Consider the following 23,546-nt stretch of genomic DNA (forward strand, 5'->3'; position numbering starts at 1 on the left):
TCACTCACCTTTATTCATCGCCGTTTTTTCAGCCGGACTTAAGAAGCCTTCCAGGATAACCAACGCCGCCCCGATACAAATTGCGATATCGGCGAAGTTAAATGTCGGGAAATGCCAGTTATTGACGTAGAAATCGATAAAATCGTTCACCGCGCCATGCACCATGCGATCAAATAAGTTACCTAATGCTCCACCGATAATCAGAGCATAAGCACAATTCAACAGGCGTTGTTTGGCAGGAGAGCGATACATCAGCACCATCAATATTACTGAAATACCGATGGCTACCCCGGCGAAGAACCAACGCTGCCAGCCACTTTTATCGGCCAGGAAGCTAAATGCCGCACCAAAGTTCTGTGCGTAGGTCAGATTGAAAAAAGGAATCACTGGCATCGATTCATACAGCGCAAAGTGGGCCATGACCCACTGTTTGCTACCAAGATCCAAAATAACCACCAGTACCGCCAGCCATAACCAGCGCAATCCGGTCGAACAAATAGGTTTACTCATTAGGCGAACTTACGCTCTTCACCGTCTCCGGCAACGTTAGTGACACAGCGGCCGCACAACTCAGCATGTTCCGCTACCAAACCGACGTCTCGAGTGTAATGCCAGCAACGCGGGCACTTATCACCGTCAGCCTTATTAAAGGTAATTTTCAGCCCTGCAATCAGCTCACTTTGCAGCGCATCATCACCCGCATCGGAGAAACCGGCAACTTTTGCAGACGAGGTCAGCAACACAAAACGCAGTTCATCTTGCAGGCTGTTCAAGCGAGCTGCCAGTTCAGGCTCTGCATACAAGGTTACTGCAGCTTCCAGCGAACCGCCGATCCGTTTATCGCTACGGGCTTGCTCTAATACCTTGTTGACTTCACCACGGACTTTTAACAGCTCAGCCCAGAAAGTATCGTTCATACTTTCATCAGCGGCCAGCCCGAACAGACCGTCATACCACTCTTCCGTGAAGACATACTGTGGGCGATGACCTGGCAATTGGTTCCAGATTTCGTCGGCAGTAAAGGACATAATCGGGGCCATCCAGCGAACCAGTGCTTCTGCAATATGGAACAGCGCAGTCTGGCAGCTGCGGCGGGCAACGCTATCGCCTTTCGCGGTATACTGGCGGTCTTTAATGATGTCCAGATAGAAAGAACCCATCTCAACCGAGCAGAACTGCATCAAACGCTGTACCACCAAGTGGAAATCGTAATTTTCGTACGCGGCCATGATCTCAGCCTGAGCCGCTTGTGCACGGCCTACGGCCCAGCGATCCACTACCACCATCTCTTCTGGTTTCACCTGATGCTGTGCCGGATCGAAGCCATTGAGGTTAGCCAACAAGAAGCGGGCGGTGTTACGAATACGACGATAAGAATCAGCAGAACGTTTCAGGATTTCGTCAGAAACCGCGATTTCGCCGGTGTAATCGGTTGATGCCACCCACAAACGCAGGATGTCGCCACCCAGTTTGTTCATTACATCTTGTGGGCTGATGGTGTTACCGATGGATTTGGACATCTTACGCCCTTGACCATCAACGGTGAAACCATGAGTCAGTACCTGACGATAAGGTGCTTTGCCCTTTATTGCAGTCGCAATCATCAGTGAAGACATAAACCAGCCACGGTGTTGGTCGGAACCTTCCAGATACATATCCGGGCTATGACCGCCAAACTCAGGGCGCACGTCAACCACCGATGAGTGAGTTGAACCGGAATCGAACCATACGTCTAACGTGTCTGGCACTTTGACGTAATCAGCAGCATCGGCACCTAAGATCTCAGCAGGGTCTAGATCCCACCATGCCTGAATACCGTCTTGCTCAACGCGCTTGGCGACTTCCTCCATCAGCTCAGTGCTGCGGGGGTGGAGTGCTTCGGTCTCTTTGTGCACAAACAGAGACATTGGCACACCCCAGGTACGCTGACGCGAAATACACCAGTCTGGGCGGTTTGCCACCATGGTTTCGATACGCGCCTGACCCCAATCTGGGATCCACTGCACGCCTTTGATCTCTTCCAGCGACTGCTTACGCAAACCTTTTTGATCCATGCTGATAAACCATTGTGGCGTAGCACGGAAGATAATTGGTGTTTTGTGACGCCAGCAGCATGGGTAGCTGTGGACCAATTTTTCAACTTTCAGTAATGCGCCTTTCTCGCGCAGTAGCTCAACAATGACATCGTTGGCTTTAAACACGAACATGCCGTCCAGCGTTGGGTAAGTTCCCGCCAGATAGCAACCGTTCGGGCCAACCGGATTGGCCACTTCCAAGCCGTATTTCTGGCCGATAACAAAGTCATCAGGGCCGTGACCAGGGGCAGTATGAACCGCGCCGGTACCGGCATCCAGTGTTACGTGGTCGCCTAAAATCACTGGAACATCAAAGCCCATAAACGGGTGATTGAAACGCAGCAGTTCCAGCTCAGAACCTTTGCAATGACCTAATACCGCCCATTCAGCAATGCCAGCGCGCTTCATTACGCTCTCAACCAGCTCTTCCGCCAGGATCAGGCATTCACCGTCAACCTGCACCAACTGATAGTTGTACTCAGCATTCAGCGAGATTGCACGGTTAGCGGGCAATGTCCACGGGGTGGTAGTCCAGATAACCAGTGAAATCGGACCTTCACCAGAAGCATCAATGACGCCAAATTTTGCGCTCACCGCCGCGACATCGACAGCGCTAAAACGCACATCAATAGAAGGTGAGGTTTTATCGTAATATTCGACTTCAGCTTCAGCCAATGATGAACCGCAATCGGTACACCAATGCACTGGCTTCGCGCCTTTGTGCAGGTGACCGTTATCAATGATTTTGCTTAATGCGCGAATAATATTAGCTTCAGTGTTGAAATCCATCGTCAGGTAAGGATGGTCCCAATCGCCCAAAACGCCCAGACGGATAAAATCTGCTTTCTGACCTGCAACCTGCTCAGCCGCGTATTTACGGCAGGCAGCACGGAACTCTGCGGCGCTGACTTTCTCGCCCGGCTTACCAATTAACTGCTCAACTTTTAACTCGATCGGTAGACCATGGCAGTCCCAACCCGGAATATAAGGTGAGTCGTAGCCCGCCATTCCTTTCGACTTAATAATAATATCTTTGAGAATTTTGTTAACAGAGTGACCAATGTGAATGCTGCCGTTCGCATAAGGAGGGCCGTCGTGCAAAATAAAGGTCTTTTTACCTTTCTTGGCCGTACGAATCATCCCGTACAGATCCTGTTCATACCAACGTTTCAGCATGTCAGGTTCACGCTTAGCCAGATCGCCGCGCATCGGGAACCCTGTTTCAGGCAAGTTCAGGGTATTCTTGTAGTCACTCATTAGATTCTCGGTTCCGTTTCGGCTAGAAATATTAAACCGGTGTCTTTAGCCCGAAAAATGTTCGGACCGTCACCACATCATTGGCGATTTGCTGCTTCAGGGCATCGAGCGAAGCAAAGCGCTGTTCGTTGCGCAATTTAGCGCGGAGCACCACGTCAATATGGCACCCATAAAGATCCATTGTAACATCAAGCAGATGAACCTCTAGTTGCTGGCGAATGCCTGCAACAGTAGGCCGAGTGCCGATATTGGCAACCCCGGGTAATGGCTTTGGACCCAAGCCATAAACATCAACCGCATACACCCCTTTCACCGGAGCAACTAAACGTTTTAACGGCAAATTCGCCGTGGGGAAGCCAATCGTCCGCCCCAGTTCATCGCCGTGAACCACTCGGCCGGAAATACTGTATGGATGACCAAGCAGCGTTTCGGCCAACACCAGATTGTCATCATAAAGCGCCTGACGAATCGCCGTGCTGCTAATACGCAAGCCACCATCACAAAAGCTGTCAGTACTGATAACATCAAAACCAAATTCAGCACCGGCTTGCTGTAATAGTTGAAAATCCCCCTGACGTCCAGCGCCAAAACGGAAATCATCACCCACCGTTAAAAACTTAACACCCAACTTCTCTACCAGCAACTGAGCAACGAAAGCTTGCGCAGTGATAGCGGCAAAACGTGGATCAAATTTCACGCACAACAGATAATCAACGCCAGCTTGTGCCAGATACCTGGCTTTGTCGCGCAAGCGCGTCAGCCGTGCTGGTGCTTTATCTGCGGCAAACAACTCCAAGGGTTGCGGTTCAAATATCATTACCATAACGGGCAGCCCCAAGCGCTGACCTTCACGCTTTAGCTGCTCCAATAAAGCCTGATGTCCGCGATGGACACCATCAAAGTTACCGATACTCAGCACGCAACCATGGTGGCGTGCCCGGATATTATGTATACCGCGAATTAGCTCCATAGCTGGCTCAAAACAGTGGGAATCACCGGATTATACCTTGTACAGCGGTTAAGGTTAACCCGCGATTGGCACCTTTAACCGAAAGTCATACCATTTTGCCAAAATTATGCAGGTAAAATCCCTTTTACTGACTTTATCCTGTAGAATGCGCACGGAGTTTGAATACAGAAGCAGGCTGAGATTTTTACAAGAACCACCGTCGAATCCCTTCAAAGCCGTGAACTGTGGATTTTTCTTTCGAAAGACTGTATTCCGCAGAGCGAAGCTGGTAAAATCCCGCTCCATCACAACGTAGCAAGTGCCGCCCGTACAAACGGCGCTTATTTGCACAAATCCATTGACAAACGAAGGCGAAAAGGGCATATTCCTCGGCCTTTGAATTGTCCTCAATAGAATATATTTGGGAGTTGGACCTTGGCTAATATCAAATCAGCTAAGAAACGCGCCGTACAGTCTGAGAAACGCCGCAAGCATAATGCTAGCCGTCGCTCAATGGTGCGTACCTTCATTAAGAAGGTTTATGCGGCAATTGCAGCTGGCGATAAAGACGCAGCGCAAAAAGCATTTAATGAAATGCAACCAATCGTGGATCGTCAGTCCTGTAAAGGTCTGATCCACAAAAATAAAGCAGCGCGTCATAAGTCAAACTTAGTGGCGCAAATCACCGCAATGCAGTAATTGCATTACGTTGACTGCTTAGTAAAAAGACCGGCCTAGGCCGGTTTTTTTATATCCATTTCTTGGGTTGTTTATAATTTAGCCGCCAAAAAGTGCTGAGAAATCTTTGTTGCATACCCGCTGTACCGCCGGATGTTGGATCATACGCTCGGCAAAAATAATGTAATACTCTTCCTGCACATTATCTAAACGGCCAATTTCAACAATCTGGTCATCTTTGGCATAGTTATCGGCAGCGTACATGGTTGGTGCGACAAAAATAGCATTGTTATAGATGGCGAAAGCATTCATCAATGCGGCATCATCAAATTCCCCCAGAATTTCCACTTGTAGTCCTTTGCTGTTAATCCAATTCAGCAATTTGCGCCCTAGCATTGAACGACGGCCCGGTATCAACAAACGTTTTTGCTGCAAGCAGGCAGGGAAAGGTAAATCCGGGATGGGCTGACGACAATAAAAACTAACGCTACATTCCCCCAGCTTGACAGAGAACAACCCTTCTTGCTGACTGGAATCAACCGGGCAATCGGACAGGATCATATCCAGCTTATGCTGACTTAACTGTTCCAATAGCATCTCATGGGTTGATTCAAAGCAGCGCAGATGAATCTTTTCATTCTCAACCACGGCAGTTTCCAGTACCTGACTCACTAAGCGCTTGGATAAAGCATCGGCGACCCCCACATCGAAGAGCAGGTTAGACTCTTTGCGATAGTTAACGATATCCAACATTTCATGGCTAAGCATGAACATTTTATCGGCATAACGAAAAACCAGTTGCCCCAGTTCCGATGGCACCAACCCGCGCCCCCGACGCTTAAACAATTTACCACCCAAGCGCTCTTCCAATGCTTTAATTTGCCCGGTAATTGTTTGTGGTGTCAGAAATAGAGCCTCTGCAGCACCAACGACTGAGCCTTCTTTGCAGACCTGCCAAAAATAGTAAAGATGATTGAAATTGATATGAGACATTCGCATGTTGTTATTTCCTTAACATATCGCCGAGCCAGATATATAGCCCCATGCACGACAAAACCGTCCTTGTACTGAAATTTCACAGACTGTGAGCCAGGAGTTCTATCAAGTAAAACTGCCGGTGCTTTCATCAGACACCGGCAATATCGCTATATTAGGCTAACGGATGGCTTTAGGTTAACCTCAGTTAGTTGCTTTTCTCTTCACAGGTAGCACCATACGCAATAAGCTGTAACCCACAATCGCTGCGGTGGTCGAACCTAATAATATTCCCAATTTAGAGTAGGTGATCAGGGCAAGATCCGCGCCTGAAAATGCCAGTGAAGCGATAAATATCGACATAGTGAAGCCAATACCACATAGCACTGATACAGCAAAAATCTGCTTAAAGTTGATCGCATCAGGCAGTTTAGCCACCCTAAACTTAACCGCCAGCCAACAGAAGAGGAAAATCCCCAGTGGCTTGCCGATAAACAGACCTGCTGCAATCCCTAAAGGCAGCAATGATGTCATCCCGGCAAGAGAAACGCCTTGCAACGAAACACCCGCATTGGCAAATGCAAAGAGCGGCAAAATCAAATAGGCAACCCATGGGTGCAAGCCATGTTCCAGCGATTCTGAAGGCGAGCGCTTATCTTGGGTGTGCAGCGGGATCATAAAGCCGACAATAACACCGGCTAAGGTCGCATGTACACCTGACTTAAGAATGCAGACCCACAGTACCAATCCTACCAGCAGGTAGACGGATGTTTTCCCTACCCCACGCCAGTTCATATAACCCAATAGCGCAATGGCCGCAGCGGCAATCCCCAAAGCTTGCAGTGAAACCTCATGGGTATAGAACAACGCGATAATAATGATAACGCCCAGGTCATCAATAATGGCTAATGCCAATAGAAAAACTTTAAGACTGGTTGGAACCCGGTTACCCAATAGCGCCATTACACCTAATGCAAAGGCAATATCCGTTGCGGCGGGGATCGCCCAACCTTGGCGGGTCACCTCATCGGCACCGTTAAACAGCAAATAAATCAGGGCGGGTGCCAGCATGCCGCCTAATGCTGCAATTGCGGGAAAAACGGCTTTATCGCGGCCTGCCAATGAGCCTTCCATCAGCTCTCGCTTAACTTCCAACCCAACCACCAGGAAGAATACCGCCATTAAGCCGTCGTTAATCCACAACAATAGCGGCTTACTGATATCCAGCGATGCAATCTTCACTGATACCGGCACATCCAAAAATGATTGATAAAATCCGTGCAACGGGCTGTTAGCCATAAATAGGGCCACGATAGCGGCAAAAATTAAAATCAGGCCGCCCGCAGCCTCTTGACGTAAAAATTGACGAATGATGTTTGTCACAATGAATAACTCCTTACATCGCACAGTGAGCTCTACGCTCGGCAAATCAATGCATGGATTTTAGGATAGTCTTCAACTCGAAAAAAGTCGTTTTTATAGCAATAAATACTCGAAAAAACCGATCCATTGGTGATGTACTTCACATATAACAACGATCAGATGATGAAAAAAATCCCCGAGGTTAATCGAGGATTTTTAATTTTCTTGCGCTTTATTAGCTTGTTCAGTGCTAATTGATTAGCGGGTCAGGTCGTCAAAGAATTTTTTAACACCATCTAAGAAGCTTTTAGAGCGAGGGCTGTTTTTCTCGCCCGCAGCACCGACAAAACTTTCTTCCAGTTCACGCAGTAGCTGTTTCTGTTTTTCACTCAGATGGACTGGCGTTTCAACTACGACGCGACATAGCAAGTCACCTTGACTACCACCACGCACAGATTTAACACCTTTGCCGCGCATACGGAACAGCTTACCGGTTTGGGTTTCCGCTGGCACTTTCAACTTCACTCGACCATCCAGTGTCGGGACTTCAATCTCACCGCCCAAGGCTGCCATAGCAAAGTTAATCGGCACTTCACAATACAGGTTATTGCCTTCACGCTCGAAGATTGGATGCGCTTTAACCTGCACCTGAACGTATAAATCGCCTGATGGTGCGCCGTGTTCACCGGCTTCACCTTCACCACTTAAGCGAATGCGATCACCGGTATCAACCCCCGCCGGGATCTTGACCGACAGTGTTTTTGATTTCTCAACGCGACCATGCCCATGACACTTGTTGCACGGATCTTTAATGATTTTACCGTTGCCATGACACGTTGGACACGCCTGCTGTACGGTAAAGAACCCTTGGCGCATATGTACCTGACCTGCACCACGGCAAGTCGAGCAAGTGACAGGAGAGCTTCCCGGTTTAGCGCCACTACCGTGGCAAACGTCACATTCATTCAGCGCGGGAATGCGTATCTCTTTAGTCACACCACGTACTGCTTCTTCCAGTGTCAGATCCATATTGTAACGCAGGTCTGAGCCACGAGAGGCACGTTGACGACGCCCACCACCAAAGATATCACCGAAGACATCACCAAAAACGTCGCTAAAATCAGCGCCTCCGCCTCCGCCAAAACCACCGCCGCCCATGCCGCCTTGCTCAAAGGCCGCATGACCATACTGGTCGTATGCTGCGCGCTTTTGCGGGTCGGTCAGAATTTCGTAAGCTTCTTTAACTTCTTTGAAGTTTTCGCCAGTATCGTTTTCATCCTGATTACGGTCCGGATGATACTTTACTGCCAGGCGTTTATAGGCCTTTTTTATTTCACGTTCATCAACGTCTTTTCTGACGCCTAAAACTTCGTAATAATCTCTCTTCGCCATTCTCTTTGTTTCCTACCCTTAACATGCGTGCACGGGCGTAGAGTTTCCTCGACGCCCGTGCTGGTTTTCAGCAACAGTAAGGCCTACCACTGCTGTGCCCGCTTAAGGGCGATTATTTTTTGTCTTTCACTTCTTCGAATTCGGCGTCTACGACGTCGTCTTCTTTCTTGGCACTAGTATCACCAGCATCACCACCTGCAGCAGCTTGCTGCTGCTGAGCCATTTCTAGCAATTTGCCAGAAACCTGCACCAGAGCCTGAGTTTTCGCTTCGATTTCAGCTTTGTCTTCGCCTTGCAGTGCTGCTTCAAGCGCTTTCATCGCATCTTCGATAGCTGTTTTGTCATCTGCTGGCAGTTTGTCGCCGGCTTCTTCCAACTGTTTACGAGTACCGTGAATCAGATGGTCAGCCTGGTTACGCGTCTGTACCAGTTCTTCAAACTTACGGTCCGCTTCAGCGTTAGCTTCAGCATCGCGAACCATTTTCTGGATCTCTTCCTCGTTCAAACCAGAAGATGCCTTGATAGTTATCTTCTGCTCACGACCGGTATTTTTGTCTTTAGCAGACACATGCAAAATACCATCGGCGTCGATATCGAAGGTGACTTCGATTTGCGCCATGCCGCGAGGTGCAGCCTGGAGACCGTCCAGATTGAACTGACCCAGAGACTTGTTATCCTGAGCACGTTTACGCTCACCCTGTAGCACATGGATGGTTACCGCAGACTGGTTGTCTTCTGCAGTAGAGAACACCTGGCTGTGCTTGGTTGGGATAGTGGTGTTTTTGGTGATAAGCGGAGTCATCACACCACCCATGGTTTCAATACCCAGTGACAGTGGAGTCACGTCCAGTAACAGAACGTCTTTCACTTCACCAGACAGAACCCCCCCTTGCACTGCCGCACCAATCGCTACAGCTTCATCTGGGTTCACGTCTTTACGGGGTTCTTTACCGAAGAAATCAGCAACTTTCTTCTGAACCATTGGCATACGAGTCTGACCACCGACCAGGATAACGTCCTGGATATCGGAAACAGACAGACCAGCATCCTGCAGAGCCACTTTAAGCGGTTCAATAGAACGGTTGACCAAATCTTCTACCAGTGACTCCAATTTAGCGCGGGTCACTTTGATATTCATATGTTTTGGACCGCTGCCATCCGCCGTGATGTACGGCAGGTTAACGTCGGTCTGTTGAGCTGAGGACAGCTCAATTTTCGCTTTTTCAGCCGCTTCTTTCAAACGCTGCATTGCCAGTGGATCAGTACGCAGATCCATACCCTGGTCTTTCTTGAATTCATCAACCAAATAGTTGATCAAGCGGCTATCGAAGTCTTCACCCCCCAAGTGAGTATCACCGTTGGTTGCCAGAACTTCGAAGGTTTTTTCGCCGTCGACTTCATCGATTTCGATAATAGAGATATCGAAAGTACCACCACCAAGGTCATAAACCGCGATAGTGCGGTTACCGACTTCTTTGTCCAGACCGTAAGCCAATGCTGCTGCGGTTGGTTCGTTGATGATACGTTTTACTTCCAGACCAGCGATACGGCCAGCATCTTTCGTTGCCTGACGCTGAGCATCGTTGAAGTATGCAGGTACAGTGATAACCGCTTCAGTTACTGGTTCACCCAGGAAATCTTCAGCCGTTTTCTTCATTTTTTTCAATACTTCCGCAGAAATCTGCGGTGGTGCAACTTTCTGGCCTTTTACTTCAACCCAAGCATCACCGTTGTCAGCTGCCACGATTTTGTACGGCATGATGTCTTTATCACGCTGTGCTTCTTCATCCTGGAAGCGACGGCCAATCAAACGTTTAATAGCAAACAATGTATTCTGTGGGTTAGTGATAGCCTGACGTTTAGCCGGTTGGCCAACCAGAATTTCACCATCTTGGGTATAAGCGATAATAGAAGGCGTAGTACGGTCGCCTTCGCTGTTTTCCAGCACTCGTGCTTTGTTGCCATCCATAATTGCTACACAAGAGTTGGTAGTACCCAAGTCGATACCAATAATTTTACCCATCTAAAACGCCTCCACTAAAAAGTCATATTCGGTCAAGTTACTAATCTATATGTGGGCGGATTGTTTATTTTCAACTGCCCGTATTTTCTTAATCAATGTTTTCATGCCCAATATTTTACTGATGCATGTATCCGCTGATCCACGATTAGCTCCTGCGGTTGGGAATAAGATGGGGCCACGAAACGCAGCATCAAGGGGGACGATGAAAAAAAATTACTTTTTATCACCCTTAAGATCATTGTTTCCGAGCGCAGGGATCATTATGATGCCGCGCGCACTGAGGGAATAGACGACTTTTTGGTCATTCAGGCGCTTGATACTTATTCGGATAATTATACCAAATTTGCAGAGGACTTATGAACACCACCAAGTTGGCGAATCCTGGCCCGTTAGGCCTGATGGGTTTTGGGATGACAACCGTCTTGCTCAACCTGCACAATGCAGGCTTCTTCCCCCTAACCTCTGTTATTTTTAGTATGGGGATTTTTTACGGCGGTTTAGCACAAATTCTGGCGGGTATGCTGGAATATAAAAAGGGTAATACCTTTGCTGCAACTGCATTTACCTCATATGGCGCATTTTGGCTGAGTCTGGTCGGTTTGCTGATGCTACCTAAAATGGGTCTGGCAGAAGCCACTGACGCACAATTCCTCGGCGTTTATTTAGGCTTATGGGGTATCTTCACACTGTTTATGTTCTTCGGCACCTTGCCTGCTAACCGCGCCTTGCAATTTGTTTTTGGTAGCTTAACGGTACTGTTTGCTCTACTGGCAGTGGGTAACTTTACCGGTAACCATTCGCTGCTGGTCTTTGCTGGCTTTGAAGGCATTATCTGTGGAGCCAGTGCAATCTATTTGGCAATGGCTGAAGTGTTGAACGAACAATATGGCCGCACCGTGCTGCCAATTGGCGAACCGACTCAGACTTTGACAGCACGACATGTAGTTTAATTACAGTTCATGTCGGAAGTTTAAATTTAATACTCCCCTGATCATTCATGTTCAGGGTTTTTTTATGTTTATTTATCGCTTCTAAAACGAAATAATCTAATAGAAGAATAAAAATAGATAAAGTAAAGAAAAAACAAATCATATAACATCAAGTCGAGGTAAGTAATATGAAACATTCAAATTAATAGACTTAAGGGCTAGCCTATGAAAATAGTCACGAAACTATTGATAAGCGTTATATTAATGATATCAGAATCAGTCTATTCAGGTGAGGGGAAAGTCTGTTTTTATGAGCTAGCAGATTTTAGTGGGGAATCATTTTGCTCAGCAGAGAATGAATCAATGTCTGCTTATAATGATACATTCAATAATAAAATAGAATCAATTTCGGTCCCGCTGGGCATGATTGTAACCCTTTATGATGATATTGACCTTTCTGGTAAAAAAACAACATTAGATAATGATATTAATCTACAGCAACTAAAATCATCAGGACTTTATAACAGGATAAAATCATACCAAATAGCACCGGCAATCTGTTTTTATACAGAGGATGAGTTTCAGGGAGACAGTACTTGTTTAGCCTCCAATCAACAAATAGATTTTTATCACAATATAGAAGCCATCATTGAGTCTGACAGAGAAGTACTCCCTATTCATAATGATAGTATTCAGTCCATCACCATACCCAAAGGAATGATAGCAACAATCTACAGAAATGATAATTTCAATGCCCCTTTTTTTAAGTTAACAGAAAGCATTACCGATAATAGCCTAAAAGCACTAGAAATGAGTGATGCAATCACTAGCATCAAGGTAGCAGAAATAAAAGGCCTTAATTGTGATCAACAATGTGTCATTATAAATAGTCATACCATAAAACTCGCTGATGTATTTGAAAGATATTGGAATGATGAACGCTTAAAGAATAAGCAAATTTTATTGGTTTTTAATACTATGAATTTAGGCGAAGATGATAATTATGTTCTCTCGCTATTTAACGGCGCTAACATTAATGTTAATAATAGTAGAATTGAATTCTACAACGAAAAAATGAATACTAAGTTTTATTTTAACCATTATAAACGCAGCGACAACCTATCTTTCATTATACAAATGAAAAAAGACATTGTGCAAGTACAATATATTCAAACATTGCGAAATAATTTAGCAAATATATCCCCAATCATTTTCTTTGATTGGGATAATGGCATTAATGCAACTCCAGAGATAGTAATAACCAACTACAATAAAGATAAACCTTTAGTTATCGAAAAAACCATACTTACCGCAGATACAGGAGATAAAGATTGGAAAAAAAGAGATTTAGTACAAACAAGCAAAATACTCTGTGCTTTTACTCCTTTTTTAAATATTTATAATTACATTGTTCGAGGTAAATGCCAACAATTGAATAGCATTGTATTCAGTGCAGATGATTTTTTTAACCATAATACAAAAGGAAAAACATTACATATTGCCGGAAACAGTCCCCCACTAAAACCAAAGTCCGCCAAAGAAGAAGAGTTACAGATGCCTGATGATGTCGATAACTACATGACATTAACTTATATGGATAACAGTCAACGTAAGCAATCTCTCAGTCTCCCGGCGGTAGCCAAAGCCTGCATGATTTCGTTCCACTCGTTACTTAACTCTCGTCCAATACGTCAAATAAGGCCCCATTGTATTGATTGGACATTGGAGATTATGACTGACTTTACCTTGTTGTTTGGCAATAGCTTAGCAACCTGGAATACTGCATTTTTTGGTCAAATAGTAGACTCAATAATAAGAACAGGAAGTACCGGCGTCGCCGTCGAAAATCAAGCAGTGGAAAATAGGCTAATCCAAGCTATAAAAGAAAAAATAACCGATAGAACCACTAATAATGCCTTTGCCGATATTAAAACCGCTTTTGATTATGCTCAGCTTAGTTATATATCTTACAGTTTTGTTTCTTCATCTAATGAATCACCATCACAGGTGGAGCTCTTACCATTAGGCATTTATGAGTTGTTATTAGAGACTTTCGTCTTTAGACCGACGACGCCAATAATCATTTTACAAGGTGAAGTTGTCGAGCAAACTGAATTGGAATTCGAAATAGAAGTGCTCCCAACACCGACACCCGAGGAAGAAGAAAAACTTTCAGGTGTAGAAGTTAGCAATGCCCAAGCTATGCGGAAAAAGCTAAGGGAAACCGTTGCTCTCTGGGAGCAGCAATATGAGCAAGGCTACCCCGCTCAAGGTGCCAGTGCGGATGCCGAACCAGTTGAAATCAATAACGCCCTCACTAAACTACTTCGTGCTGGAAATATTGTGACGGGTATTATCAATCGAAGGCTCACTCTTCATCGCCCCGGTGAAATATATGTAATTGTTAAACTGCAGGGAAGAGTTATCGCGATAGTACTTGCTGACCGTTTTAATCACCAGGATGAAGTTGAACTGGTCGCGTCTGCAACCCTGCCAGACTATGTCTTATTTCCCGACCGAGAAGGAACCGTAAGAGGTGCTGGTACGGCGGCAGTCAGAGAACTGAGTCGATATTTACAACAACAAGGTGCTCGTACATTGTACTCTGAAGTCATTTCTCAACCTTCTGCTCGCGTCAAACAGAAGGTCGGTTTTAATTTTAAGAATGAATTTTAAACTATACCGGGCAAATAATGGCCCATAAAGTTATGGGCCATTTTCTGGCAGTGAGATTTATTTAATCCCCCACTGATTCAGCCAGAGCTTTCTTTGGCAGATGCACGTTAACATCGCTATTAATATCATTACGCAGATAAATCCCCAACAGCACCCCTACCAGCGATAACAACAGCATGTAATAGGCCGGGGCCATTGGTGTCATCTTCATTAATAGGGTCACTACAATCGGTGTCAGACCACCAAAAATGGCATAGGCCACATTGTAAGAGAAGGATATACCGGTAAAACGAACCTCTGCCGGGAATGCACGTACCATCACATAAGGTACCGCACCGACGATGCCGACACAGAATCCAGCCATCATATAATGCGTAAAGAGCTGGGTTGGATCAGTCAAATTAGTGTGGTAGAACGACCACGTAGACACGGCTAGCATCAGGCTGCCGACGATAAAGGTTTTACTGGCACCGAAGCGGTCAATCACCAGCCCGGCAATCACACAGCCAAACACCAGCGCGACAATCGCCAAACTGTTCGCCTGCAATGCCAGCGCGGGTAGCACGCCGAACTGTTTCTGTAAATAAGTCGGGGTCATCAAGATAACCACCACGATACCGGCAGAAAGCAGCCAGGTTAGCAGCATAGATACAATCACTTCTTTCTTGTGATTGACCACCACGGATTTCAGCGGTAATCCTTCAGCCAGGGCTTTGCGTGCCTGCATTTCTTTAAAAATAGGCGTTTCCTGCAACCAACGGCGCAGATACATGGCGAACAAACCAAAGATCCCGCCAAGGAAGAACGGCACACGCCAGCCGCCATCCATGATGGCCTGATGACTCAACGTGGTATTTATGGCCGTGGCAACCAGTGACCCCAGCAAGATCCCCGCAGTCAGACCGGCAGTTAAGGTGCCACAGGCAATCCCGATGCGTCGGCGTGGCACATGCTCCGCCACAAAGACCCATGCACCAGGGACTTCGCCACCAATTGCTGCACCTTGCAACACGCGCATCAAGAGCAACAATAACGGTGCCGCAATGCCGATAGAAGCGTAAGTCGGCAGCATACCGATGGCCAGCGTTGGCAATGCCATCAATAGAATACTGAGAGTGAACATCTTCTTGCGGCCCACCAGATCGCCAAAATGCGCCATGATGATACCGCCTAGCGGGCGAGCCAAATAGCCAGCGGCAAAAATACCGAACGTTTGCACCTGACGAAGCCACTCAGGCATATCCGTTGGGAAGAAGAGATCGCCAATAACCGCGGCAAAAAAAACAAAAATGATGAAGTCATAAAACTCTAGCGCACCGCCTAATGCGGCAAGAGTGAGCGTTTTATAATCTTGCTTATTCAATCGACGATTAGGATTATGTTCTTTAACAACATGAGGTTGCGATGGGTCGATTTGAGATGAGTTATATTCTTGGGGCATATGACACCGTAATAAACCAGAGTAGGGGAAGAAAAAATTCTTCAACTATTTGTAAAGTAAACATGACTATACCGTACAAAATTCCCCACACTCTTAGAATGGTACTTTATGTTATAAAAAATTTTAATTTAGTATTTTATATTGATTATGGCACTTTTGGGGCGAAAAGCTGCTACCACTTCAGCATGGGTATCTATATAAGGCCCGTCCAGTAGTTGAATGCAATAAGGCACGCTAGCAAAGATACCGGCAACCACCACGTTCGATTCGGCGTCTTTCACCCCTTCCAGGGTTTCTTTGATGGATTTAGGTTGCCCCGGTAAGTTGATGATCAAGGCTTGCTTACGGATAACGCCGACCTGACGGGATAAAATCGCGGTAGGAACAAAATGAAGGCTGATTTGGCGCATTTGCTCGCCAAAGCCCGGCATCTGCCGATCGGCGATAGCCAGAGTGGCGTCTGGGGTAACATCACGTCTTGCCGGGCCAGTGCCCCCCGTGGTTAGCACCAAATGGCAGCCCATCTCATCAACCAGCTCACACAGGGTTTGCTCAATCAAGGTTTGTTCATCGGGGATAAGACGCGTTTCTATTGCAAAAGGCGTGATTAACGCACTTGCCAGCCATTCTTCTAATGCTGGAATACCTTTATCCTGATAAACCCCACTGGATGCACGGTCTGAAACCGACACTAAACCTATACGTAATGTATTCATGCGACCACCTCGACGAAATGTCTTATATCATGGACGAATAATATCATACCCAAACCACAAACCTTTCTTGATGACAGGCAATAAAAAAGGCGGCTCACGCCACCTTTTCGCCAGACACGGCTTGAATCACTCAAATTACAGCAGTTCGGCGATCATTTTCTCAAGCTTGCCCTGGTCGATAGCAAACTTACGGATCCCGTCAGCCAGCTTATCAACCGCCATTGGGTCTTGGTTGTGCTGCCAGTAGAACTCAGCTTCAGTCAATGGTGCAGGTTTAGCCTGAACAGCACCGGTGTAAGACAGTTTACGCTCTATCGGGCCTTTGCTCTCTGCCAGTTCTTTCAACAGAGGTGGCGCGATAGTCAGACGGTCACAACCGGCCAGTTCGATGATCTCGCCTAGATTACGGAAGCTTGCGCCCATAACCACAGTCTTATAACCGTGTTGTTTGTAATACTGGTAAATCTCGGTAACTGAAACAACACCCGGATCTTCGTGTGGTGCGAACTCTTTTTTGTCGCCATTGGCTTTGTACCAGTCAAGAATACGGCCAACAAACGGTGAAATCAGGAACACGCCAGCTTCAGCACAAGCACGGGCTTGAGCGAAGGAGAACAGCAGCGTCAGGTTACAGTTAATCCCTTCTTTTTCTAGCTGTTCCGCAGCACGAATGCCCTGCCAGGTAGAGGCCAGTTTGATCAGAATACGGTCATTGCTGATACCGGCTTCATTATAAAGTTTGATCAAACGCTTAGCTTTCGCCACGCTGGCAACGGTGTCATAGGACAAACGGGCATCAACTTCAGTAGAAATACGACCTGGGATCAGCTTCAGAATTTCCAAACCGATATTCACCGCCAGTTTATCGGCCGCGTCAACGATCTGTTGAGCATGGTCGCTGCTTTGCGCCCGCGCCCAAGTAATAGCTTCATCAATCAGTTTGCGATACTCAGGAATTTGAGCAGCATTCAGAATAAGTGATGGGTTAGTGGTCGCATCTTGCGGCTGATACAGCTTCATTGCCGCGATATCCCCGGTATCTGCTACTACAGTGGTGATTTGACGTAGGGAAGTAAGTTTATCGGTCATGTTGTCGTTTCTCGTCGTTTGTGCATGAACTTTTGGCATTTCGCAATATTAGCTATTTCGACACTCTGCCTTGTTCTGATAATAACATGCGTAAGCCTTGGTGCAAGGCAGTTAAACTGATTAAAAAAAGCGCAAACTGATCGTCTTCGGTTCGCAACCGTTTTCGCCTTTCAAAACAGGAGGAAACCGGCAGGTTAATCGCAATTTCGGCCATTCTTGTGATGCTGAGACGATCTAGCCAAACTATATTCTCTATGGGCTCACCGACCAACCTATCTTAGCAATCGTCCAATCTTCTTTTTGCTAACGCGCACTTTTTGCTACAGTGTGCTATCTGGATTAACAGGATGTCGTCATGCTTATTATTATTTCCCCAGCCAAAACCCTTGATTATCAAAGCCCGTTGGCGACCAAGAAATTTACTCAACCTGAAATGTTGGATAAATCACAGGAACTTATCGAGATCTGTCGCGAACTAACACCGGCCCAGATCGGCAGTTTAATGGGGATTAGCGATAAACTGGCGGGCTTAAATGCGGCCCGATTCAGCGAATGGCAACCTGATTTCACACCTGAAAATGCGCGTCAGGCTATTCTGGCCTTTAAAGGTGATGTCTATACCGGGATGCAAGCACAGAATTTCAGCGCCGCCGATTTTGATTTTGCCCAAAAACATTTGCGAATGCTCTCCGGCTTGTACGGTCTACTGCGTCCATTGGATTTGATGCAGCCGTATCGTCTGGAAATGGGGATTAAGCTGGCGAACCCACAGGGTAAAGATCTCTACTCTTTCTGGGGTGACCAGATAACAGAGAAACTCAATCAGGCCCTTGCGCAGCAAGGTGATAACGTACTGATTAATCTGGCATCCGATGAATACTTTAAAGCGGTAAAACCAGCCAAACTGGCGGGTTCACTGATTAAACCGGTATTTTTGGATGAGAAGAACGGTAAATACAAAATCATCAGTTTCTACGCCAAGAAAGCCCGTGGCCTGATGAGCCGCTTTATCATCCAGAATAAACTGACCCAACCCGAACAACTGGTTGATTTTAATTTGGAAGGTTATGAGTTTGATGCCGGGCTTTCGGCAAAAAATGAATTAGTCTTTAAACGAGCCGAATAGCCTTAACGATTTCAACCAGAAAGGATATTACCCAAAGTAATTGGTGTTGCAGCTAGGCAGCAAACGAACACATCCCGATGAGCTTACACAAGTAAGTGATTCGGGTGAGTGAGAGCCGCTAACAACGCTGCAGCACCAAGTAAGAAGGGTAATTACTTTGGTAATGCCATCAAGAATGCCCGTAATTGCGCAAAATCAGCCGGTAAATCACGGGACAGCAAGGGGAGTTGCGCCCGGATAGCCAGCGGTTTTGGCAATGGCAATTCCTGCCCAAGGATCTCTTCTACGCTCTCTTTGAATTTTGCCGGATGCGCCGTGCCGATGAACAAGCCGAATTCGCCGTCCTGCAATTGATCCCGCAGAACACGGTAGGCAATGGCAGCATGAGGTTCTGAGATATAACCCAGTTTTGCCAGCTCACGCATCGTCTCTTTGGTGGCTTCATCACTCACCGCACCGTGGCCCAAATCCTTCAACTGCCAGATTTTACGGCGATATAGCTCTTCTACCCGTGGCCAGTTATTCGGTTGGCTAACATCCATCGCATTCGATAAGGTCGCCACAGTAGGCTTCGGTTGCCACTGACCATTAATCAGGAAACGCGGCACAGTATCGTTGGCATTAGTGGCCGCGATAAAGCGCTTCACCGGTAAACCTAATGACCTCGCCAGCAGACCGGCAGTCAAATCACCGAAGTTACCGCTTGGTACAGAGATAACCAAGTGGTTACGCGCTTCTTGTGGCAGTTGGGCCACTGCTTCAAAGTAATAGCAGATTTGCGCCAGCAAGCGGCTGATATTGATTGAGTTGGCAGAGTTAAGGCTCAGTTCCTGCTTCAATTCTTCATCATCAAAGGCCTGTTTCACCAATGCCTGACATGCATCAAAGTCGCCATCAATTGCCACGGTGTGGATATTGCCACCCAGCGTACAGAACAGTTTCTCCTGCAACGGGCTGATTTTGCCACGTGGGTAAAGGATAACTACCCGCACATTTTTCAGGCCGTAGAACGCATGAGCCACCGCCGCACCGGTGTCACCGGAGGTTGCTGTCAGGATAGTGACCGGCTGTTCACCCGCCACTTCTGCCAACACCTGCGCCATAAAACGAGCGCCAAAGTCTTTAAACGCCAGTGTAGGGCCGTGGAACAGCTCCAGTACCGCGATATCATTCTCAACCTGTACTACCGGGGCCGGAAATTCAAATGCCGCCTGAATGCGTTTGGTTAACACTTCTGGCGCAATTTCGTTGCCAATAAACGCCGACAAAATACGGCTGCTGCGGGTCACAAAATCCAGATCCAGCAGTTTATCAATCTCAGTCAGTTCAAACTCTGGCAATTCCAGTGGAAAAAACAGCCCTTGCTGTTTGCCCAGACCTTGTTTAATCGCTTGCGCGAAGCTGACCTGCTCGTTGTGATCTTTAAGGTTGTACAGTTTCATGCGTTATCCCAGTAGTCGTGCGCCTGCGGTATCCAGACGGCAAATATGAACAAAACCTTCGTCGTTTTGCAGGTAATGATTTTGTAGCCAGCTCGCCATACGCTGTGCGGTATCCATATCGTCACACACGGCGAACAGCGTCGGGCCGGAGCCGGAAATACCACAGGCCAATGCGCCAATATCCTGTGCGGCTTGGCGTGCCACCGCAAAGCCCGGCAACAATTGGGTACGGTAAGGTTCCGCAATAACATCTTTCATCATTTTAGCGGCTAAATCGGGTTGTTGAGTGTGGCAAGCGTGAATGAATCCAGCCAAATTACGCCCATGGGCGATACAATCCTGGCGGCGATATTGCGCCGGTAAAATGGCGCGCGCTTCAGCAGTCGAGACCTTAATGCCCGGATACGCCATCACCCACAGCCAGTCATCAAAACCGGGGACGTTCTGGCTAATATAGCTATCCTGCTCAAGGATTAACTGCATCCCACCCAGATAACAGGGGGCAACGTTATCAAAATGGACGCTACCGGATACCTGCCCTTCCAGCTCGCCCATCATGCCCAACAGCTTGACGTTATCCAGCGGATTACCGCAGAACGCGTTCATCGCCATCAGGCCAGCGACCACTGAACAGGCACTGGAACCCAGCCCTGAGCCAATCGGCATGTTCTTTTCCAGTACCATCGCCACGGGGATCTCTTTGCCCATTTCCTGACAAAAACGCTTCCAGCATTGATAAACGATATTCTGTTGCGGGTCATCAGGCAGCTTGCTGACAAAGCGGCCTTCATTGTGCAGACTAAAGCGGTCTGCCGCCGTCACGCGGACACAATCGCCGAGCAAGGTGCCATCTATCGGCGATACCGCCGCACCCAGCACGTCAAACCCGACGCTGACATTGCCAATCGATGCCGGAGCATAGATCTTAACCATATTTAAACTCCCAACTTCCATGATAATGTGCGTAAAAGATCGGCGAACACCCCGGCAGCCGTCACGTCATTACCCGCGCCATACCCGCGTAGCACCAACGGGATCGGCTGATAATAGTGGGTATAGAAGGCCAATGCATTTTCGCCATTTTTAACTTTATACAGCGGATCGTTACCATCCACAGCATCCATTCGGACGATACAGCGCCCGTCTTCGATAACCCCAACATAACGCAGCACTTTGCCCTGCTCCGCCGCATTCGCCACCAAGCGAGTAAACTCGGCATCCAGTGACGGCAAGCGCGCCAGGAAGGTGTCTATATCGCCAGAAGCATCGAAGCTTGCCGGCAGAACGGACTCTACTTCGATATCAGCCAACTCAAGTTTGTACCCTGCTTCACGGGCTAAGATCAACAATTTACGGGCAACATCTATGCCAGAGAGGTCATCGCGCGGGTCAGGCTCGGTGTATCCCATCGCTTTGGCCTGCAAGGTGGCCTCTGACAAGGTCATCCCTTCATCCAGCTTGCCGAAGATAAAGGATAAAGAACCTGACAAGATACCGGAGAAACGCATCAGTTCGTCACCGGCATTGAGCAAATTCTGTAAGTTTTCGATTACCGGTAATCCAGCACCCACGTTGGTGTCATACAAGAATTTGCGGCATGACTTCGCCGCCGCCGCACGCATCTGGCGGTAGTAATTCATCGATGAAGTATTGGCTTTCTTGTTGGGTGTCACCACATGGAAACCGTCAGCCAGGAAATCAGCATATTGATCGGCAACCGCCTGGCTGGAAGTACAGTCGACAATCACTGGATTGAGCAAGTGATACTCTTTAACCAAGCGGATCAGACGACTTAGGTTAAACGGCTCCTTAACTTCAGCCAGTTCATGACGCCAGTTATCCAGCGCAACACCATGCACATTGGTCAGCATGGCCTTGGAGTTGGCGATACCACAGACGCGCAAATCGATATGACGCTGCTTCAGCCAAGGTTGCTGGCGATAGATTTGTTCGATTAATGCCCCGCCGACACCACCGACGCCAATGACAAATACTTCGATAACTTGATCGGTATTGAATAACATCTGATGACATACCCGTACACCCGTGGTGACGGCATCATTATTGACCACCACAGAAATGGAGCGTTCGGACGAACCTTGCGCGATGGCGATGATATTGATATTGGCTCGGGCCAGCGCCGAGAAGAAGCGGGCAGAGATCCCACGCAGAGTGCGCATGCCATCACCGACCACAGAGATAATCGCCAGATGCTCCATCACATCCAGGGGTTCCAATAAACCGTCTTTCAGTTCCAGATAAAACTCGTCTTCCAATGCGCTACGGGCGCGAGATAACTCGCTCTGAGGCACACAGAAGCTGATGCTATACTCAGAAGACGATTGAGTGATAAGTACCACTGAAATACCACTGCGTGACATCACTGAAAAGACACGGGCAGCCATACCCACCATGCCTTTCATGCCCGGCCCTGAAACGTTAATCATCGCCATGTTATTCAAGTTAGTGATGCCTTTGACCGGGAAGCCATCATCACTACTTTCACCGCCAATCAGGGTGCCGGGCGCTTGTGGGTTCGAGGTGTTTTTAATCAGGCAAGGAATATGGAACTGAGCAATGGGGGCGATAGTGCGGGGGTGAAGAACGGAAGCACCAAAATAGGACAGCTCCATCGCCTCCTGATATGACATCGATTTCAGTAATCGGGCATCCGGCACTGTACGCGGATCGCAAGTATAAACCCCATCGACGTCAGTCCAGATCTCACAGCAGTCAGCACGTAAACAGGCTGCCAGCACAGCAGCCGAATAGTCAGAACCGTTACGCCCCAGAACCACCAATTCACCGTTCTCATTACCCGCCGTGAAACCGGCCATCAAGATAATATGATCAGCCGGAATACGGCTGGAACCAATACGGTGAGTAGATTCAGTGATATCGACGGTGGATTCAAGGTAGTGACCCTGGGCCAGCAATTTCTCGACCGGATTAATCACCGTGACCTGATAACCTTTCGCCAGAAACAGGGCTTCCATGATGGCGATAGACAGCTTTTCGCCACGGCAGATAATTGAAGCATTGATGCTGTCCGGGCATTGACCGAGTAATGAGATACCGTGCAGCACCTGTTTGAGTTGTGCAAACTCATGAGCCACCCGCGCTTTCAAACGCTCAGAGTCAAAACCCGGCTGAGCATCGGCCAATCCCCGTAGTAACTCGGAAAAAATCCGCTCAGCATCGCTGATATTCGGTGAGATATCTTGCCCTGCGACCATTTTGTCGATCATCGCGACCAAATGATTGGTAATTTTAGCCGGGGCAGATAACACCGTAGCCACTTGTCCCTGATGTGCATTACTTTCGATTATATCGGCAACACGCATAAAGCGTTCTGCATTTGCTACTGATGTCCCGCCAAATTTCAGCACTCGCATTTCTGATTCTCTCCCGCTTTC

At 47.5% G+C, this 23,546-nt stretch carries 17 protein-coding genes; 4 read left to right on the top strand and 13 right to left on the bottom strand.

What is annotated here, in order from left to right:
- Genes lspA through ribF form a run of 3 tightly spaced genes read right to left on the bottom strand, consistent with a single transcriptional unit; the run spans position 1 to position 4,302 of the window.
- The gene (lspA, locus tag AEP37_RS04280; protein ID WP_049610401.1) at positions 1–510 is read right to left on the bottom strand and encodes a signal peptidase II; all 510 of its coding nucleotides are present in this window, start codon (positions 508–510) and stop codon (positions 1–3) included.
- The gene (gene ileS / locus AEP37_RS04285) at positions 510–3,332 is read right to left on the bottom strand and encodes an isoleucine--tRNA ligase (protein ID WP_049610403.1); all 2,823 of its coding nucleotides are present in this window, start codon (positions 3,330–3,332) and stop codon (positions 510–512) included. Before ileS ends, lspA begins: the two co-directional genes overlap by 1 nt.
- Positions 3,333–3,363: 31 nt before the next feature.
- Positions 3,364–4,302, bottom strand: a complete 939-nt coding sequence (gene ribF / locus AEP37_RS04290; RefSeq protein WP_049610406.1) for a bifunctional riboflavin kinase/FAD synthetase — start codon at positions 4,300–4,302, stop codon at positions 3,364–3,366.
- 414 nt (positions 4,303–4,716) lie between these two features.
- On the opposite strand from ribF, the gene rpsT reads away from it, so the two are divergent.
- Positions 4,717–4,980: a 30S ribosomal protein S20 gene (rpsT, locus tag AEP37_RS04300; protein ID WP_049610408.1), complete on the top strand. Its 264-nt coding sequence runs from the start codon at positions 4,717–4,719 to the stop codon at positions 4,978–4,980.
- 78 nt (positions 4,981–5,058) lie between these two features.
- Here the strand turns inward: rpsT and nhaR are convergent, their stop codons facing one another.
- The 4 genes from nhaR to dnaK form a co-directional block, all read right to left on the bottom strand.
- Entirely contained in the window at positions 5,059–5,958 is a 900-nt protein-coding gene (nhaR, locus tag AEP37_RS04305) for a transcriptional activator NhaR (RefSeq protein ID WP_049610412.1), read from the bottom strand.
- A 180-nt stretch (positions 5,959–6,138) separates the two neighbouring features.
- The gene (gene nhaA, locus AEP37_RS04310; RefSeq protein ID WP_049610415.1) at positions 6,139–7,317 is read right to left on the bottom strand and encodes a Na+/H+ antiporter NhaA; all 1,179 of its coding nucleotides are present in this window, start codon (positions 7,315–7,317) and stop codon (positions 6,139–6,141) included.
- A gap of 237 nt (positions 7,318–7,554) precedes the next feature.
- Entirely contained in the window at positions 7,555–8,688 is a 1,134-nt protein-coding gene (gene dnaJ / locus AEP37_RS04315; RefSeq protein ID WP_049610417.1) for a molecular chaperone DnaJ, read from the bottom strand.
- 112 nt (positions 8,689–8,800) lie between these two features.
- Entirely contained in the window at positions 8,801–10,711 is a 1,911-nt protein-coding gene (gene dnaK, locus AEP37_RS04320) for a molecular chaperone DnaK (RefSeq protein ID WP_049610420.1), read from the bottom strand.
- Positions 10,712–11,067: 356 nt separating this feature from the next.
- On the opposite strand from dnaK, the gene satP reads away from it, so the two are divergent.
- Together satP and AEP37_RS04330 are read left to right on the top strand one after the other, a co-directional pair.
- Positions 11,068–11,661 (top strand): acetate uptake transporter, encoded by a 594-nt coding sequence (satP, locus tag AEP37_RS04325; protein ID WP_049610423.1) that lies wholly within the window; start codon positions 11,068–11,070, stop codon positions 11,659–11,661.
- A 204-nt stretch (positions 11,662–11,865) separates the two neighbouring features.
- Positions 11,866–14,316 carry a peptidase inhibitor family I36 protein gene (locus AEP37_RS04330; RefSeq protein WP_049610426.1) on the top strand — a complete coding sequence of 817 codons (2,451 nt, stop codon included), beginning with the start codon at positions 11,866–11,868 and terminating at the stop codon, positions 14,314–14,316.
- A 61-nt stretch (positions 14,317–14,377) separates the two neighbouring features.
- Here AEP37_RS04330 and AEP37_RS04335 read toward each other — a convergent pair whose 3' ends face one another.
- The 3 genes from AEP37_RS04335 to tal form a co-directional block, all read right to left on the bottom strand.
- Positions 14,378–15,757 (bottom strand): MFS transporter, encoded by a 1,380-nt coding sequence (locus AEP37_RS04335; RefSeq protein ID WP_049610429.1) that lies wholly within the window; start codon positions 15,755–15,757, stop codon positions 14,378–14,380.
- 128 nt (positions 15,758–15,885) lie between these two features.
- On the bottom strand, positions 15,886–16,473 hold the full coding sequence (mog, locus tag AEP37_RS04340) for a molybdopterin adenylyltransferase (protein WP_049610432.1): 588 nt from the start codon (positions 16,471–16,473) through the stop codon (positions 15,886–15,888).
- A gap of 135 nt (positions 16,474–16,608) precedes the next feature.
- Positions 16,609–17,562 (bottom strand): transaldolase, encoded by a 954-nt coding sequence (tal, locus tag AEP37_RS04345; protein ID WP_049610435.1) that lies wholly within the window; start codon positions 17,560–17,562, stop codon positions 16,609–16,611.
- Positions 17,563–17,917: 355 nt separating this feature from the next.
- Between tal and yaaA the strand changes: the two genes are divergently transcribed.
- The gene (gene yaaA / locus AEP37_RS04350; RefSeq protein ID WP_049610437.1) at positions 17,918–18,688 is read left to right on the top strand and encodes a peroxide stress protein YaaA; all 771 of its coding nucleotides are present in this window, start codon (positions 17,918–17,920) and stop codon (positions 18,686–18,688) included.
- Between the two features lie 152 nt (positions 18,689–18,840).
- Here the strand turns inward: yaaA and thrC are convergent, their stop codons facing one another.
- Genes thrC through thrA form a run of 3 tightly spaced genes read right to left on the bottom strand, consistent with a single transcriptional unit; the run spans position 18,841 to position 23,525 of the window.
- Entirely contained in the window at positions 18,841–20,130 is a 1,290-nt protein-coding gene (gene thrC, locus AEP37_RS04355; RefSeq protein WP_049610440.1) for a threonine synthase, read from the bottom strand.
- Positions 20,131–20,133: 3 nt separating this feature from the next.
- On the bottom strand, positions 20,134–21,063 hold the full coding sequence (gene thrB / locus AEP37_RS04360; protein WP_049610443.1) for a homoserine kinase: 930 nt from the start codon (positions 21,061–21,063) through the stop codon (positions 20,134–20,136).
- A 2-nt stretch (positions 21,064–21,065) separates the two neighbouring features.
- A complete protein-coding gene (gene thrA, locus AEP37_RS04365; protein WP_049610446.1) occupies positions 21,066–23,525 on the bottom strand; it encodes a bifunctional aspartate kinase/homoserine dehydrogenase I in 2,460 nt (819 codons plus the stop codon).
- Positions 23,526–23,546: the final 21 nt, after the last annotated feature.

The sequence above is a fragment of the Yersinia pekkanenii genome (assembly GCF_001152565.1).
In the GTDB taxonomy this organism is placed as follows: Bacteria; Pseudomonadota; Gammaproteobacteria; order Enterobacterales; family Enterobacteriaceae; genus Yersinia; species Yersinia pekkanenii.

Excerpts from the sequence above, each read along its gene's own strand:
- lspA (WP_049610401.1), bottom strand. The coding sequence starts at position 510 with ATGAGTAAACCTATTTGTTCGACCGGATTGCGCTGGTTATGGCTGGCG.
- ileS (WP_049610403.1), bottom strand. The coding sequence starts at position 3,332 with ATGAGTGACTACAAGAATACCCTGAACTTGCCTGAAACAGGGTTCCCG.
- ribF (WP_049610406.1), bottom strand. The coding sequence starts at position 4,302 with ATGGAGCTAATTCGCGGTATACATAATATCCGGGCACGCCACCATGGT.
- nhaR (WP_049610412.1), bottom strand. The coding sequence starts at position 5,958 with ATGCGAATGTCTCATATCAATTTCAATCATCTTTACTATTTTTGGCAG.
- dnaJ (WP_049610417.1), bottom strand. The coding sequence starts at position 8,688 with ATGGCGAAGAGAGATTATTACGAAGTTTTAGGCGTCAGAAAAGACGTT.
- dnaK (WP_049610420.1), bottom strand. The coding sequence starts at position 10,711 with ATGGGTAAAATTATTGGTATCGACTTGGGTACTACCAACTCTTGTGTA.
- satP (WP_049610423.1), top strand. The coding sequence starts at position 11,068 with ATGAACACCACCAAGTTGGCGAATCCTGGCCCGTTAGGCCTGATGGGT.
- AEP37_RS04330 (WP_049610426.1), top strand. The coding sequence starts at position 11,866 with ATGAAAATAGTCACGAAACTATTGATAAGCGTTATATTAATGATATCA.
- AEP37_RS04335 (WP_049610429.1), bottom strand. The coding sequence starts at position 15,757 with ATGCCCCAAGAATATAACTCATCTCAAATCGACCCATCGCAACCTCAT.
- mog (WP_049610432.1), bottom strand. The coding sequence starts at position 16,473 with ATGAATACATTACGTATAGGTTTAGTGTCGGTTTCAGACCGTGCATCC.
- tal (WP_049610435.1), bottom strand. The coding sequence starts at position 17,562 with ATGACCGATAAACTTACTTCCCTACGTCAAATCACCACTGTAGTAGCA.
- yaaA (WP_049610437.1), top strand. The coding sequence starts at position 17,918 with ATGCTTATTATTATTTCCCCAGCCAAAACCCTTGATTATCAAAGCCCG.
- thrC (WP_049610440.1), bottom strand. The coding sequence starts at position 20,130 with ATGAAACTGTACAACCTTAAAGATCACAACGAGCAGGTCAGCTTCGCG.
- thrB (WP_049610443.1), bottom strand. The coding sequence starts at position 21,063 with ATGGTTAAGATCTATGCTCCGGCATCGATTGGCAATGTCAGCGTCGGG.
- thrA (WP_049610446.1), bottom strand. The coding sequence starts at position 23,525 with ATGCGAGTGCTGAAATTTGGCGGGACATCAGTAGCAAATGCAGAACGC.